The organism is Shewanella sp. MR-4 (assembly GCF_000014685.1).
Classification (GTDB): Bacteria; Pseudomonadota; Gammaproteobacteria; order Enterobacterales; family Shewanellaceae; genus Shewanella.
In genome coordinates this window covers 28,917-44,405 of sequence record NC_008321.1, presented here as the reverse complement: position 1 = coordinate 44,405, position 15,489 = coordinate 28,917, and the positions used below count along the sequence as shown (strand labels likewise).

Annotated in this window: 15 protein-coding genes and 1 rRNA gene; 7 read left to right on the top strand and 9 right to left on the bottom strand. The window is 49.3% G+C overall.

The annotated features are described in order from the left end of the window. Nucleotides 1-175: 175 nt before the first annotated feature. Nucleotides 176-1,718 (bottom strand): 16S ribosomal RNA (locus SHEWMR4_RS00210). Nucleotides 1,719-2,232: 514 nt separating this feature from the next. Between SHEWMR4_RS00210 and SHEWMR4_RS00205 the strand changes: the two genes are divergently transcribed. Continuing rightward, complete coding sequence (locus tag SHEWMR4_RS00205; protein WP_011620875.1) at nucleotides 2,233-2,781, top strand: gamma carbonic anhydrase family protein; 549 nt, start codon at nucleotides 2,233-2,235, stop codon at nucleotides 2,779-2,781. Between the two features lie 56 nt (nucleotides 2,782-2,837). Here SHEWMR4_RS00205 and SHEWMR4_RS00200 read toward each other — a convergent pair whose 3' ends face one another. Next, nucleotides 2,838-3,113 carry a DUF1488 domain-containing protein gene (locus SHEWMR4_RS00200; protein ID WP_011620874.1) on the bottom strand — a complete coding sequence of 92 codons (276 nt, stop codon included), beginning with the start codon at nucleotides 3,111-3,113 and terminating at the stop codon, nucleotides 2,838-2,840. 20 nt (nucleotides 3,114-3,133) lie between these two features. Continuing rightward, nucleotides 3,134-4,012, bottom strand: coding sequence for a shikimate dehydrogenase (gene aroE / locus SHEWMR4_RS00195; RefSeq protein WP_011620873.1), 879 nt, complete (start codon nucleotides 4,010-4,012; stop codon nucleotides 3,134-3,136). 171 nt (nucleotides 4,013-4,183) lie between these two features. Between aroE and SHEWMR4_RS00190 the strand changes: the two genes are divergently transcribed. Further along, nucleotides 4,184-4,621, top strand: a complete 438-nt coding sequence (locus tag SHEWMR4_RS00190; RefSeq protein WP_011620872.1) for a group II truncated hemoglobin — start codon at nucleotides 4,184-4,186, stop codon at nucleotides 4,619-4,621. Between the two features lie 31 nt (nucleotides 4,622-4,652). Here the strand turns inward: SHEWMR4_RS00190 and hemF are convergent, their stop codons facing one another. The 6 genes from hemF to SHEWMR4_RS00160 all read right to left on the bottom strand — a co-directional run bounded on the left by hemF (nucleotide 4,653) and on the right by SHEWMR4_RS00160 (nucleotide 9,685). Next, nucleotides 4,653-5,561: an oxygen-dependent coproporphyrinogen oxidase gene (hemF, locus tag SHEWMR4_RS00185; protein ID WP_011620871.1), complete on the bottom strand. Its 909-nt coding sequence runs from the start codon at nucleotides 5,559-5,561 to the stop codon at nucleotides 4,653-4,655. Between the two features lie 29 nt (nucleotides 5,562-5,590). Then, nucleotides 5,591-6,157: an L-threonylcarbamoyladenylate synthase gene (locus tag SHEWMR4_RS00180; protein WP_011620870.1), complete on the bottom strand. Its 567-nt coding sequence runs from the start codon at nucleotides 6,155-6,157 to the stop codon at nucleotides 5,591-5,593. 138 nt (nucleotides 6,158-6,295) lie between these two features. After that, entirely contained in the window at nucleotides 6,296-6,859 is a 564-nt protein-coding gene (locus SHEWMR4_RS00175; protein ID WP_011620869.1) for a type I DNA topoisomerase, read from the bottom strand. Nucleotides 6,860-6,981: 122 nt separating this feature from the next. Next, nucleotides 6,982-7,458, bottom strand: coding sequence for a DUF494 family protein (locus tag SHEWMR4_RS00170; protein WP_011620868.1), 477 nt, complete (start codon nucleotides 7,456-7,458; stop codon nucleotides 6,982-6,984). A 2-nt stretch (nucleotides 7,459-7,460) separates the two neighbouring features. Next, on the bottom strand, nucleotides 7,461-8,477 hold the full coding sequence (dprA, locus tag SHEWMR4_RS00165; RefSeq protein ID WP_011620867.1) for a DNA-processing protein DprA: 1,017 nt from the start codon (nucleotides 8,475-8,477) through the stop codon (nucleotides 7,461-7,463). An 83-nt stretch (nucleotides 8,478-8,560) separates the two neighbouring features. Then, entirely contained in the window at nucleotides 8,561-9,685 is a 1,125-nt protein-coding gene (locus SHEWMR4_RS00160) for a LysM peptidoglycan-binding domain-containing protein (RefSeq protein WP_011620866.1), read from the bottom strand. 125 nt (nucleotides 9,686-9,810) lie between these two features. On the opposite strand from SHEWMR4_RS00160, the gene def reads away from it, so the two are divergent. Genes def through SHEWMR4_RS00135 form a run of 5 tightly spaced genes read left to right on the top strand, consistent with a single transcriptional unit; the run spans nucleotide 9,811 to nucleotide 15,457 of the window. Beyond that, nucleotides 9,811-10,317: a peptide deformylase gene (def, locus tag SHEWMR4_RS00155; protein WP_011620865.1), complete on the top strand. Its 507-nt coding sequence runs from the start codon at nucleotides 9,811-9,813 to the stop codon at nucleotides 10,315-10,317. Between the two features lie 15 nt (nucleotides 10,318-10,332). Continuing rightward, a complete protein-coding gene (fmt, locus tag SHEWMR4_RS00150; RefSeq protein ID WP_011620864.1) occupies nucleotides 10,333-11,289 on the top strand; it encodes a methionyl-tRNA formyltransferase in 957 nt (318 codons plus the stop codon). Nucleotides 11,290-11,291: 2 nt separating this feature from the next. Beyond that, complete coding sequence (gene rsmB / locus SHEWMR4_RS00145; protein ID WP_041408935.1) at nucleotides 11,292-12,578, top strand: 16S rRNA (cytosine(967)-C(5))-methyltransferase RsmB; 1,287 nt, start codon at nucleotides 11,292-11,294, stop codon at nucleotides 12,576-12,578. Nucleotides 12,579-12,593: 15 nt separating this feature from the next. Beyond that, nucleotides 12,594-14,003: a Trk system potassium transporter TrkA gene (gene trkA, locus SHEWMR4_RS00140; protein ID WP_011620862.1), complete on the top strand. Its 1,410-nt coding sequence runs from the start codon at nucleotides 12,594-12,596 to the stop codon at nucleotides 14,001-14,003. An 11-nt stretch (nucleotides 14,004-14,014) separates the two neighbouring features. Further along, on the top strand, nucleotides 14,015-15,457 hold the full coding sequence (locus SHEWMR4_RS00135) for a TrkH family potassium uptake protein (RefSeq protein WP_011620861.1): 1,443 nt from the start codon (nucleotides 14,015-14,017) through the stop codon (nucleotides 15,455-15,457). Nucleotides 15,458-15,489 lie beyond the last annotated feature (32 nt).

Genomic DNA, 15,489 nt, shown 5'->3' with positions numbered 1-15,489 from the left:
TTTTTTTCGTATTAACACAACGACAGACATCATTGTATTAATTACTATCAGCTTTCCAAATTGTTAAAGAACAATGCTTACCGGCTCGCGGCGCATTTCGCTCTCCCTCCTCTTTCGAGAAGTTCAACAAGCCATCTGTGTGAACACTCAACAAACATCAAGTTAGTCGTATAGGTAAGGAGGTGATCCAGCCCCAGGTTCCCCTAGGGCTACCTTGTTACGACTTCACCCCAGTCATGAACCACAAAGTGGTGAGCGCCCCCCCGAAGGTTAAGCTACCCACTTCTTTTGCAGCCCACTCCCATGGTGTGACGGGCGGTGTGTACAAGGCCCGGGAACGTATTCACCGTGGCATTCTGATCCACGATTACTAGCGATTCCGACTTCATGGAGTCGAGTTGCAGACTCCAATCCGGACTACGACGAGCTTTGTGAGATTAGCTCCACCTCGCGGCTTTGCAACCCTCTGTACTCGCCATTGTAGCACGTGTGTAGCCCTACTCGTAAGGGCCATGATGACTTGACGTCGTCCCCACCTTCCTCCGGTTTATCACCGGCAGTCTCCCTAGAGTTCCCGCCATTACGCGCTGGCAAATAAGGATAGGGGTTGCGCTCGTTGCGGGACTTAACCCAACATTTCACAACACGAGCTGACGACAGCCATGCAGCACCTGTCTCACAGTTCCCGAAGGCACAAGTCCATCTCTGGTCTCTTCTGTGGATGTCAAGAGTAGGTAAGGTTCTTCGCGTTGCATCGAATTAAACCACATGCTCCACCGCTTGTGCGGGCCCCCGTCAATTCATTTGAGTTTTAACCTTGCGGCCGTACTCCCCAGGCGGTCTACTTAATGCGTTAGCTTGAGAGCCCAGTGTTCAAGACACCAAACTCCGAGTAGACATCGTTTACGGCGTGGACTACCAGGGTATCTAATCCTGTTTGCTCCCCACGCTTTCGTGCCTGAGCGTCAGTCTTTGTCCAGGGGGCCGCCTTCGCCACCGGTATTCCTCCAGATCTCTACGCATTTCACCGCTACACCTGGAATTCTACCCCCCTCTACAAGACTCTAGTTTGCCAGTTCGAAATGCAATTCCCAGGTTGAGCCCGGGGCTTTCACATCTCGCTTAACAAACCGCCTGCGCACGCTTTACGCCCAGTAATTCCGATTAACGCTTGGACCCTCCGTATTACCGCGGCTGCTGGCACGGAGTTAGCCGGTCCTTCTTCTGTAGGTAACGTCACAGCTGCAAGGTATTAACTTACAACCTTTCCTCCCTACTGAAAGTGCTTTACAACCCGAAGGCCTTCTTCACACACGCGGCATGGCTGCATCAGGGTTTCCCCCATTGTGCAATATTCCCCACTGCTGCCTCCCGTAGGAGTCTGGGCCGTGTCTCAGTCCCAGTGTGGCTGATCATCCTCTCAGAACAGCTAGGGATCGTCGCCTTGGTGAGCCATTACCTCACCAACTAGCTAATCCCACCTAGGTTCATCCAATCGCGGAAGGCCCGAAGGTCCCCTCCTTTCCCCCGTAGGGCGTATGCGGTATTAGCAGTCGTTTCCAACTGTTATCCCCCTCGACTGGGCAGATCCCTAGGCATTACTCACCCGTCCGCCGCTCGCCACCTCATAAGTAAACTTACTTGTGCTGCCGCTCGACTTGCATGTGTTAGGCCTGCCGCCAGCGTTCAATCTGAGCCATGATCAAACTCTTCAATTAAAAGTTTTTTGAATCCGAAGATTCGACTCAATGAATTCTGAATCGACTTAACTTAATAAGTCGTTGTACATATTGCTATGAACACTCATTCATTGATTTAAATTTTGATTACTCGCCAAACGGCAGAGTAATTTCGATTAACTCAACACCTGTGAGTGTCCACACAGATTTCTTGTTTAGATTGTTAAAGAGCATTTGACCTCAGCTTTCGCGTTACCGCTCAGCGGGTCAGGGCTGCGTATTCTACGCATTTCCCTTGTCGCGTCAAGGCGTTTTTGCAAACTTCTTGAGGCTTTCGAATCAACTGCACATTTTGCATTCGATTCGCACTGTCACCGCGGTTGCTTTCGCTGTCTGCCGTGTCAGTGGATGCGCATTATAGGCAGCAGAACTTTTTGTGCAACCCCTAAATTAAAGATAATTAGCTTTTTTACGCTGTTCGTTGGATATTTGACCTGACCAGTCAGTTTTTAACCTTTATAATGCGAAAAACCACTCAATTAGGGACTTTTTTATGTCAGAGCCACTCAGAACTTACCAAGGGATCCATCCGCAACTCGGCGATAATGTGTATGTAGACCCAGCTTCGGTACTCGTTGGCGATATCGCTTTAGATACAGACGCCAGTATTTGGCCTATGGTGGCGGCGCGTGGTGACGTAAACCATATCCGTATTGGTAAACGCTCCAATGTTCAGGATGGCAGCATATTGCACGTGACCCGTAAATCAGCCTCTCGTCCTGAAGGTCATCCACTGCTCATTGGTGATGATGTGACGATTGGGCATAAGGCGATGCTGCATGGCTGCAAGGTTGGCAATCGTGTATTAGTCGGGATGGGCGCGATTATCCTCGACGGTGCCATATTAGAAGATGATGTGATTTTAGGTGCGGGTTCGTTAGTACCGCCAGGTAAAGTGCTGCAGAGCGGCTACTTATATGTCGGCAGCCCTGCAAAACAGGCGAGACCTTTAACCGAAGCGGAATTGAAGTTTTTACCCGAATCCGCGGATAACTATGTGCGCCTGAAAAACGAATACTTGGCTGAACCTCAGCCAGAGTAGCGTTTCTATCAAATCGAGATGGCAGTATTTAAGCTGCCATCTTGCTTGAGTTGTGCTTAGCCTAAGTGTACTGCGCCAAACTCATCAAACTCTTCTGCTTCAATTAAGGCTTCTGCCATTTCTTCCGCATCGAATCGCACCGCATCAAATAGCGCTAACATGGCAGCCGCTTCATCGCTATTAGGCTGAGGCGAAAAGTCATTTAACTGCGCCAGCTTCTGCGCGCTGATATAACACTTAATGTTCATTCCCTGCTGCTGGGCAATAAAGCAAATGTGCTTTTGGGTTTCATCCCAATGTTGCAGATCGGGGAATAAAATACTCTGATTCATCTTATCTTCCTCTTGAGCCTCTATTGCGCGTCGGCCTGTAGTTTGTCCCTGAGCAATTTAAGCACTCCTGAGGTATCTGGCTCGACGCCACGCCAGAGCGCAAAACTCTTTGCCGCCTGACCGACAAGCATACCTAGTCCATCAATCACTTGCGCTGCGCCCTGTTGCACAGCCCATTGATTAAATGCCGTTGGTTTTGCGCCATACATCATATCGTAGCAAGCCGTTTTATTGCCGATGATGGACTGTGGTAGTGGCGGTAGCTCTCCCGCGAGACTCGCTGAGGTCGAGTTAATCACTAAATCGAACTCCCCCGACAACTCTGGCATCGACATCGCTTGGAGTTTATCGCTGTAGCGCCCTTGTTGTACTTGGCTAAATATCTCCACTAAGGCCTGCGCCTTACTTTGAGTTCGGTTAGTGATGACCAGTTGACCCACTTCAGCCTTAAGCAATGGCAAGATACAGCCGCGCGCCGCGCCGCCAGCCCCGACCAAGAGCACCCGCTTATGCTGCAAACTGCCGAGATGGCGAAGAAGATCGGCCACCAGCCCTAAACCATCGGTGTTATCACCATAAAGAGTGCCATCGGCCAGCAAGCTTAAGGTATTAACCGCACCCGCCAGTGTCGCTTCGGCACTAAGGCTGTCGCAGAGGGCAAAGGCTTGTTCTTTAAAGGGCACTGTCACATTCGCGCCCTTTCCTCCCGCCTGAAAAAATGCTCGTAAACTCGCTTCAAAACCATCGATGGGCGCCAGAATCGCTTCATAACTCAAAGGCTGCAGAGTAAGGGACGCAAACTGTCCATGAATAATGGGCGATTTACTGTGACCTATCGGGTTACCGAACACGGCATATCGATCAAGCGCTGGCGTAGTTACTGAAGGCATATCTGTCATCTGCGGGATTCTATTGGCTGTGAATGGCTTGCAGTCTAGCGTGCTTTTAGGCGGTAGCACAGCCTAATGGCGAGCCTAAGTTGTTGTACCTGACTTTAGCCTTCTGTTTCACCGTGGCATTCAGGCTATAATGCGCGCATCGATATTGTAGACAGCAATGCAGTTAGACCTATGAACTGGCTTAAAAAGATTTTTAGTAAACACACAAGCGTGCCGGATGACAGGGATCCGAATCAGTCAAATGCCTATGATTTAATTGGTGGCGACAAAGTGATCCGCGCGATTGCCAATAGTTTCTATAAGAAAATGGCAAGCTCAGAAGAAACGCAAGCCTTATTCGCGATTCACCGTGCGCCGATTGCGGAGTCGGAACAAAAGCTCTATGAATTCTTAAGTGGCTGGCTCGGTGGTCCGCAGTTATATCAGCAAAAATATGGTCATCCCGCATTACGCGCACGCCATATGCCCTTCGCGGTAGATGAGACGATGCGGGATCAATGGCTATTTTGCATGAAGTTTGCCATTGAAAAACATATAAAAAAGCCAGAGCATCGCGCCGCTATCTATGAGGCGATTTCAACTCTGGCAGATCATATGCGTAATCAGTAACGTACTGATTACGCAACTCGTGTTAGCGTGCTTATACCCAATCTCGAGGTTTGAGGTAGTTATCGTATAGATCTGCCTCTGGGCTACCCGCCTCTGGCGTATAAGCATATTGCCAGCGTACCAATGGCGGCATTGACATCAAAATGGACTCAGTGCGACCACCAGTTTGCAGGCCGAACAAGGTACCTCTGTCGTATACCAGATTGAACTCAACATAACGGCCGCGACGATATAACTGGAACTCACGCTCACGTTCGCCATAAGGCGTCTCTTTACGGCGCTCAACAATCGGCGCATAAGCGGTTAAGAAGCCATTCCCCACCGCTTGCATAAAATCGAAACTCTTATCGAAGCCAGCTTGATTCAAGTCATCGAAAAACAGTCCGCCCACGCCGCGGGTTTCATTACGATGTGGCAGGAAGAAATACTCATCACACCACTTCTTATATTTAGGATATATGTCGTCGCCAAAGGGCAGACACAGATTTTTAGCGGTTTGATGCCACTCGCGCACATCTTCTTCGAAAGGATAGTAAGGCGTTAAGTCAAAACCACCACCAAACCACCAAACGGGATCCGCACCGTCTTTATGGGCAATAAAGAAACGCACGTTAGCATGGGTAGTTGGAATATAAGGGTTTTTAGGGTGAATCACTAAAGAAACGCCCATGGCCTCAAAACTACGCCCCGCCAATTCTGGGCGATGAGCCGTTGCCGATGCAGGCATGGCCGCACCTGTTACATGGGAAAAGTTCACCCCAGCTTGCTCGAATACCGCACCTTGGGTTAAAACACGACTGGTACCGCCACCGCCTTCGGTGCGTGTCCATGAATCGGCCGCAAAGCTTGCTTGCCCATCCAACTGCTCAAGACCCGCACAAATTCGATTCTGTAGATCGAGTAAAAATGCTTTTACCACTGTCGCATCTGGCACGCTCATCTGCTTTTATCCTTTGCGTTATAAATCAGTTATTGTCCGTTACGTAATATCTTACCGCTGCGGGCATCAATAATGGTGGAGGGTTGACGCTGTTCGCCTAATGACCCTAACACTAAGGCATCAATCTTACCCTCAAATGCATTAAGAATTTCATCACCGCTGAGCGCGGGATCTTCGCCGGCTAAATTGGCGCTAGTCGAAACCAGTGGTTTACCTAAAGCTTGGCATAAGGCTCGCACCCCTTCATGGGCGGAGACGCGCACGGCGATAGAATCAAACTCACCACATAAATAGCGCGAAACATGCGGCTTAATCGGCATAACAAAGGTAAAGGGACCAGGCCATTTAGAAAAGGCAAACTCGAGTTGCTCGGCGCTCAACTGTGATTCATCGACATAATCCACTAGCTGGGAAAACTCGCTCGCCACTAAGATAAGCCCCTTCTGCCAAGGACGTTGCTTTACCGCGAGTAATTTTTGGATGGCGGTGTCGTTATCGGGATCGCAGCCCAAACCGTAAACGGCTTCAGTGGGATAGGCGATAACACCACCGTTTAGCACTATGTCTTTAATTTCAGATGGGTGCAGCTGTAACATCTTAATATCACCTTATAAATTGAATCGATTTCTACAAACACGTTTTGGCATTTTTAGCCCTTGGCCACCCCATCCGTGGTCGATGGGGGATTATACCCAAGGGTGTTTATACGACCAAATCTTTAGAGCCAGATCACACTAAAGCGCGCGTTTGTATTTACAGCTTTTTTGCGGACATTCTAAACGCATCCCCGCGGCCCCTTTGCGCTCGACTAAAATACCAAAGCCACAACTCGGGCAAGTTTCGGCAACGGGAGGATAATTCACGATGAATTTGCATTTGGGATACGCACTGCAAGCATAAAAACTCTTACCAAAACGGCTGGTACGATGCTCTAGCTTGCCAGTTTTGCATTCGGGACATGCCACCTCAGGTTTATCGCTCTCCTGATCTGGCCTTTCTATGTGGGTACAACTGGGATATTGAGTGCAACCGATAAAGATACCAAAACGCCCCGATTTGACCGCCAACTCATGGCCGCACTCGGGACACTTGGAACCTTCAATCACTTGGGTTTCAATCGATTCATGCTGCACTAAGGGACGGGTATATTGGCAGGTGGGATAGTTGTTACAACCAATAAAACTCCCATGTTTGCTATGTTTTACCGACAACTCGCTGCCACACTCTGGGCATAGCTCGAATTCTTTTTCCAGTGCGTGCTCATGGGCACTAAATAGTTGTTCATCGATCTTAGACATAATCATTACCACCAGTCATTGCGTCTAATCCGCAGATAACTCACCACACAGGTATTAACAAGCTTATGGCATCAAAAAAGGAGGGCTAGCCTCCTTTCTCATTATTCATCACATCGCAACGCTTAAGAATGTAGCCGACCTTCTTCAGGCTGCTCAAAAATTAAATCTTCCATTTGCTCATAGGCGGACTCATGGCCGGGCGCATTAAAGAGCACCATCAGAATCACCCACTTAAGATCTTCGAGGATCAAGGCAGGCTCATCGAGCTCCATAACTCTGTCGATTACCATCTCACGGGTTTCGACATTCAGCACTTTCACTTGCTCTAAAAATAGCAGGAATCCACGGCATTCCACGTCCAGCTTTTCCATTTCTTCTTTGGTGTAAATCCGAAATGAATGCTGATCATGATTACACAGGTAAGGCTTATCTCCTTCCTGCAACTCAGCCAGACGCTCCAACCAAGTTAAGGCTTTCAAAATCTCTGACTGGTGAAAACCAGCACGAGTGAGTTCCTTGGTTAACTCGTCTTCATCCACTAACAGTTCAACTTCACTGTGAACATAGTTTTCAAATAGATACATGAGGATATCAAACATGGCTAGCTCCTCTTTACTCTGACGTAACCACCGGGTACTGCAACAACCCAACCTTGCAACTCAAGTTCAAGCATTTGTTCTAACACCAGATCTATCGTTTTCCCACTATGTTCGACTACAGCATCAATTGTTGTAGTTTCATAACCTACACTAGCTAACAGCGATGAAAATGGCAAATCACAAATCTCACCTTGCTGTATATGGTGGCGAGTGTTGACTTCTTCAAGGTGAAAAGCCGTCAAACTTACCAACTCTTCCACTATATCGGCCGCACTCTCCACAAGTTTTGCCCCATCCCTTAATAAATCATGGCAGCCTTGATGAAAGCCGCCGAGAATCGAGCCCGGAACCGCAAAGACCTCACGCCCCTGCTCCATGGCCAACCTAGCGGTGATGAGTGAACCACTCTTACGGCAAGCTTCAACCACCAGCGTACCTAAAGAAAGACCGCTAATAATGCGGTTTCGTTTCGGGAAATTGCCCGCAAAAGGCCCGATATCCGGCCAAAACTCGCTTATTATACAGCCTTGGTGCTGAATATCCTCATAAAGCTGCTTATGTCGACGCGGATAAATAATATCAATCCCGGTTCCCAGCACCGCAAGCGTTCTGCCTCCGTGGTCAACACAGGCTTTATGGGCCGCACCATCTATCCCCATCGCCATGCCACTACAGATACTAAATCCTAGCGCGGACATCTCTCGAGCTAACTGATAAGCAACCTGTAATCCACCGGGAGACGCATTACGACTCCCCACTATCGCAAGCGATGGGAACAACAGCGCCTCAACACATCCTTTGATAAATAAGACGCTTGGAGGATCGGGTAACTGTTTGAGTAATGGAGGATAAAGGGGATCGGTAAAACAAACGAGGTGGTGTAGTTCAGACTGCTGTTGCCATTCGAGGGCAGCATCGACCCTTTGATAATCAATGACTAAGCTATGGAGTAGATTGTCAGACAAAGGGAGCGAGTGCCTCTCATGCTCCAATCTTTGCCTGAGGTCGTCCACATCCATGTGCGTTAATAATTGTTGTGTCCGAGCGGGTCCTAGCCCAGATACCGCATTAACAATTAACCAATCGACCAAATGTTCAGGGATTATTCACCTCTAAAGGCTAAGGAGTCTGGCGCAATTAATTTATCGTCGACACGTACAGAACGTTCAGTCGAGACAATCAAACCTAAGCTCGCTTTATCAAACACTTTAAAGACTAAGAGTTTGCCATGGTAAATATCGGGCATCTTGATGGCGCGATCTGACGACAGTGACGCCACCACATTGTCATAGGCGGTGCGCTCGGTCGTAGGTACGGGTTGGCCATCGTTATTAATCACTATCTCTTCGCCATCGCGGTAAATGGAGAACACTTCACCCGGCTCAACACCATCCTGCGTGCCTTTATCTAGGTACACCACATTGAGCTTACCCGCCTCACGCATTTTCGACTCAATAGCTAGTACGGTCGCCGGCGTCTTAATCTCAGCAGGTTTTGGCGTAAAATAGGCTGACATTAAGGCTTCATCTTCCATAGGTAGCACCCTAAAACCCGCCTTGGTTTCACGGTAGTTACTGAGGATTTTAACCTTAGACACTTTGCCTGATTCAATAACTTGGCCGGTAGACGCCAGAATCGCTTCTTGTCCTAAGGCTTCGCCCGTTTGTTTGTTGAAGAAGTCACGACCGCGTTCATACATACCCAGCTTTTGGTTTAAAGGCAGTTCGCTATCGATATAAATCACATCGCCAACCACATGGTGACGTGAAGGACTTTCACCCGCGAGCACCATAGGTTGCTGTGCAAACCAGTCGGCATCGACCACACGGTTTTGCACCAGATAGTTTTGGATTAACGCTAAATCAACCGCAGGCACCGCATTGCTCTTAGCAATCACGCGTCCCTCAGGGGTTTTGCGAATATGGGGTTTTCCCTCGTTAGCGCCATTACGCACTAATCGGGGTTGACCATCGATAAAGACTAAAGTGAGCTGATCGCCGGGATAAATTAAATGAGGGTTAGCAATTTGGGGGTTAACATCCCATAAACGTGTCCACTTCCAAGGGTCATTTAAAAAGGTGGCCGAGATATCCCAAAGGGTATCGCCCTTCTTTACCACATATGACTCGGGATGCCCTGCTTTCAGCGTGAGAGTATCAGCGGAAACCAACGTGCAATTAAATGTCATTAACGCAAGTAAAATTAGCCGTTTCATGGTGCGGTCCATGTTGTTTAGCTCTTAAATCGAGCTTTTACTGTTATTGATAGGCACTAAAGATTAAAATTAGCCCATTAGCCTCAGTCAGTATAACCAACTGATTGAGATTTGACAGACTTGTTAAGAGTTTAAGTATGGCACTATTAAAAGTTTTACGCTTTCCCGATGAAAGATTGCGAACTCAAGCGACCCCGGTCACAGAGTTTACTGCTGAGTTGCAAACGCAAATCGATGATATGTTCGAGACCATGTACCAAGAAAAAGGCATTGGTCTGGCAGCAACCCAGGTCGACTATCATAAACAACTGATCGTGATGGATTTACAAGACGAGGTCGATCGCCCTAAAGTCTTTATCAATCCCGAAATTATTGCCAGTAGCGGTGATTTCTGTAACGAAGAGGGTTGTTTGTCGGTCCCCGGTATCTATGCCAAGGTCGACCGCGCCGAGTTTGTTACCGTCAAGGCACTGGATAGACACGGTAATGAATTCACCGTTGAAGCCGATGAGCTGTTTGCTATTTGTATTCAGCATGAAATGGATCACCTGAAAGGTAAGTTATTTGTCGATTACCTGTCGCCATTGAAGCGCCAACGGATCAAACAGAAACTTGAAAAAGCGGCCAGACAGGACGCCAAATAAGCATTAGGATCAGATTTGAAACCACTCAATATCATCTTCGCCGGAACACCGGATTTTGCCGCTCGCCATTTACAGGCGCTGATTAACTCACATCACAATGTGATTGCCGTCTACACTCAGCCGGACAGACCCGCAGGGCGCGGTAAAAAACTCACCGCCAGCCCAGTTAAAGAACTCGCAGTCAGCCACAACATTCCGGTTTATCAGCCAGGCTCACTGCGTAAAGAACCCGCACAGCAAGAACTTGCCGCCCTCAATGCCGATATTATGGTAGTGGTCGCCTACGGCTTGATTCTGCCAAAAGTGGTGCTCGACACGCCGCGTTTAGGCTGTATCAATGTTCACGGTTCTATTCTGCCACGCTGGCGCGGTGCAGCGCCGATTCAACGCGCGTTGTGGGCCGGCGATAAAGAGACCGGCGTGACTATCATGCAAATGGATGTCGGCCTAGATACTGGCGACATGCTGCTGAAAACCTACTTGCCGATTGAAGATGATGATACTTCAGCCACCCTTTACGAGAAGTTAGCTCTGCAAGGACCAGACGCGCTACTGCAAGCACTCGAAGGTTTAGCCAACGGCACTCTAACGGCTGAAAAACAAGATGAAGCCTTAGCGAACTACGCCGAAAAACTCAGTAAAGAAGAAGCGAGGCTCGATTGGAGCAAATCTGCGACCCAATTATGGCAAGAAGTCCGCGCCTTCAATCCTTGGCCTGTGAGCTATTTTGAGCACCAAGGCAATACCATCAAGGTGTGGCAGACCCAAGTCAGCACCACCAGCAGCAATGCCGCACCTGGCACTATTATCAGCGCCAGTAAAAAAGGCATTGAAGTCGCCACCGGCGATGGTGTGTTAACTCTGCTCAGCATGCAATTACCCGGTAAAAAACCACTCAGCGTGGCCGACATACTCAACGCCCGCGGCGACTGGTTTACCCCAAATACTCGTCTAAATCACGAGGCGCAATAATGATGAACTTGCGTGCACTGGCGGCCAAAGCCATCTTCGAAGTCTTAGAGAAAGGTGTGTCACTTTCAGTTGCCCTACCAGAACAGCAAAAGCATCTAGCAAGTGGTAAAGATAAAGCCCTGCTCGCAGAGCTCTGCTACGGCGTGATGCGCACCTTACCGCAGATCGAAAAACGCGTGGCTGAGTGTTTGGCTAAGCCGCTGAAAGGTAAGCAAAGGATTATCCACCAGCTATTAATTGTTGGCTGTTATCAACTTTACTTCACCCGTATTCCAAGCCACGCCGCCATCTCCGAAACCGCCGAGGCTTGTCGTCAGTTAAAATTTGAGGGCATGGTAAAGGTCGTCAATGGCGTGCTGCGTAATATTCAGCGCCAATTAACGCCGCTAAGCACTGAGTCAGAGACCTTAAGCTACAACACGCCGGGCTGGTTAATTAAGCGCTTAAAAGCCGCATATCCCGATAATTGGCAAGAGATAATCCTGCAAAGCCATGAGCGTCCACCTATGTGGCTACGCAACAATCGCCTCTCCCAAAGCCGCGATGAATACCTTGCCGCCCTGAGTGAGCTTGAGATAGAAGCGAGTGCTGGCCTCAGTGATGATGCCATTCTACTTGCCCATCCTAAGGATGTGACGACATTACCGCGCTTCCACGAAGGTGCGGCATCGGTGCAAGATGGTGCAGCACAATGGGCCGCGACCTTACTGGCTCCGCAAGCCAACGAACTGATCCTCGATGCCTGCGCGGCACCGGGCGGTAAGAGTTGCCATTTACTCGAACTTGAACCCAGCATCCAACTGGTCGCCGTCGATTTCGATGCTAAACGTCTCGAGCGCGTGCAACAGAACCTTGACCGTTTGTCATTAAAAGCGGAAGTTATTCATGGCGATGCAGCCAACATCGACTCATGGTGGCAGGGTGAACAGTTTGATCGTATCTTACTCGACGCGCCTTGCTCGGCGACGGGCGTAATCCGCCGTCATCCCGATATCAAGTGGTTACGCAAAAACCATGACATCGAAGAACTGGCTGAGCTGCAAAGACAAATTCTTGATCACTGCTGGAAGTGGCTCAAACCCGGTGGCACACTCCTGTATGCAACTTGCTCTATTTTGCCGCAGGAAAATCGAGACCAAATTAGTGCATTTTTAGCCAGAACCGCAGATGCTAAGCTAGACACACTTGCCCAGCAGGCTTCAAGCCAAGATATAGGTTGGCAAATCACGCCGGGACAACACAACATGGATGGGTTTTATTACGCCCGTTTATTGAAAGCGACCCATTAGGAAGTAAGCAAGGCCATGAAAATTATCATATTAGGTGCGGGTCAAGTCGGGGGAACCTTGGCCGAAAATTTGGTGGGTGAAAACAACGATATCACCATAGTCGATAGCGACAAATCCAGATTACGCGCCCTGCAGGATAAATATGACCTTCGCGTCGTGGCGGGCCACGGTGCCCACCCCGATGTACTGAAAGAGGCTGGCGCCGAAGATGCCGACATGCTGATTGCTGTGACGAACAGCGATGAATGCAACATGGTTGCCTGCCAGATGGCCTACAGCCTATTTGGTACACCGACTAAAATCGCCCGTATTCGCTCCGAACCTTATCTGGCGATGCGCGATAAATTATTTATCGACAGTGAAACCAAAAATAGTGAGGGGCGCCCTCGCGGTGGTTTTGTGATCGATGAGCTTATCGCACCTGAGCAGTTAGTAACCGCTTACATTCAACGTTTGGTTGAATATCCAGGGGCGCTGCAAGTGCTCGAATTTGCCGAAGGTCGCTTAAGTTTGGTTGCGGTTCGCGCCTATTACGGCGGCCCTTTAGTCGGTAATGCCTTGGCCGCGCTTCGCGAGCATATGCCAAATATTGATACCCGGGTGGCGGCGATTTTCCGCCAAGGTCGCCCTATCATGCCCCGAGGTACGACTATTATCGAAGCCGATGACGAAGTGTTTTTCGTGGCCGACAGTCGCCATATCCGCGCGGTGATGAGTGAGATGCAAAAGCTGGATAACTCCTACCGCAATATCATGATTGCTGGCGGTGGTAACATCGGCTTAGGCCTCGCTAAACGCCTCGAACGCACCCACTCGGTCAAGCTGATTGAGCATAAGTTTGAACGCGCCGAAACACTCTCTGAACAGCTTGAAAACACGACAGTATTTTGTGGTGACGCCTCAGATCAAGAGTTGCTGCTCGAAGAACATATCGACCAAACCGACGTGTTTATTGCCGTCACCAACGACGATGAAGCCAACATCATGTCCGCCCTGTTAGCTAAACGTATGGGGGCGAAAAAGGTGATGGTGTTGATCCAACGCGAAGCCTATGTGGATATTGTGCAGGAAGCTAATATCGATATCGCGATTTCACCCCAGCAGGCGACGATTTCAGCCTTACTAACCCACATCCGCCAAGGCGATATCTGTAACGTGTATTCCTTACGCCGCGGCGCCGCCGAAGCGATTGAAGCCATTGCCCATGGCGACTCCAGCACCTCTAAGGTTGTTGGCAAGGCGATTGGTGATATCAAGCTGCCGCCGGGAACCACCATTGGCGCCATAGTGCGTAATGAAGAAGTGCTGATGGCCCACGACAAGACAGTGATAGAACAAGGGGATCACGTGATCCTGTTCCTCGTGAACAAAAAGTTTGTCGGCGAAGTCGAGAAACTGTTCCAACCTAGCGCCTTCTTCTTCTAAGTCATCATCTTATGCTGAACTTTAGACCGCTATTGTTTATTTTGGGGCTGTTTCTGTCGATGTTAACAGCCTTTATGTTAGCGCCCCTGCTCCTTGCCGTATTCAACGGTGAGGAAACCGTGGGCGCTTTCATGCTGTCGGCCTTAGTCACTGGGATTTGCGCCAGCCTCTGTTTGCATAACGGCCAGAGCAAAACCATTAACCTCAATATTCGCGATATGTTTCTGCTCACCAGCCTCACTTGGCTGATCGTGAGCCTATTTGCCGCCATGCCTTTTACCTTGTACCACGGCATTGGCTATACAGACGCCTTCTTCGAGACCATGTCCGGCATTACCACCACAGGTTCAACCGTGCTCTCAGGCTTAGATACTATGGACCACAGTATCTTAATCTGGCGCTCGTTGTTGCAATGGCTCGGCGGTATCGGCTTTATCGTGATGGCGGTAGCGATTCTGCCCTTCTTAAACGTCGGTGGTATGCGGCTGTTCCGCACCGAGTCATCGGATTGGAGCGATAAGGCGGTACCGCGCACACAAAACATGGCTAAGCATTTATTTTTTATCTATATTTTGCTGACTGTGATGTGCTGCGTTGCCTACCATATTGCTGGCATGACTTGGTTTCAAGCCATTAACCATGCGATGACCACACTGTCGACGGGGGGCTATTCGACCTCAGATAACTCGATGGCGGCGTTTTCAAACTCAGCCCATTGGGTTGGCGTTGTGTTTATGGCGGCGGGAGGCTTACCCCTGCTGATGTTTGTGCAGATGATCCAACAGCGAGACTTTACCGTCTGGAACGATGCTCAAGTCAAAGGCTTCTTGTTTTTCCTCACTTTTGTGTCTTGTTTTATTGGCTTCTGGCTGTGGCAAACGCGGGATATCGCCCTTATCGACGCGCTGCGCCTCTCCAGCTTTAACGTGGTTTCCGTGGTCACCACCACAGGTTATGGTTTAACCGACTACGGCGCTTGGGGCGCATTTGCGAATATCGCGTTTTTATTCTTAATGTTTGTCGGCAGCTGCTCGGGCTCCACCTCTGGCGGGATTAAAATCTTCCGCTTCCAAATTGCCGGCGCCATTATGCGCGAGCAGTTAAAGCAGCAATGCCATCCCAATGGCATCTTCCGGGAGCGCTATAACAACCGTCTGATCAGTGAAGATATTGTGCGCTCACTGATCACCTTTGTGCTGCTGTTTATGTTTGTGATTGTTGGACTCTCGGTGATTCTGGTGCTGACTGGGCTAGACCCCATGACCAGCTTTACCGGCGCTATTACCGCAGTCACCAACGTAGGCCCTGGGCTTGGCCCCATCATTGGTCCTGCGGGTAACTTCTCGACGCTGCCCGATTTGGCTAAATGGGCACTTTCTTTGGGTATGTTGCTCGGCCGCTTAGAGATTTTAACCGTGGCTGTACTGTTCCATCCCAGTTTTTGGAAATACTAATCGTATCAGTCAAAAACTAAAAATGCGCTCAC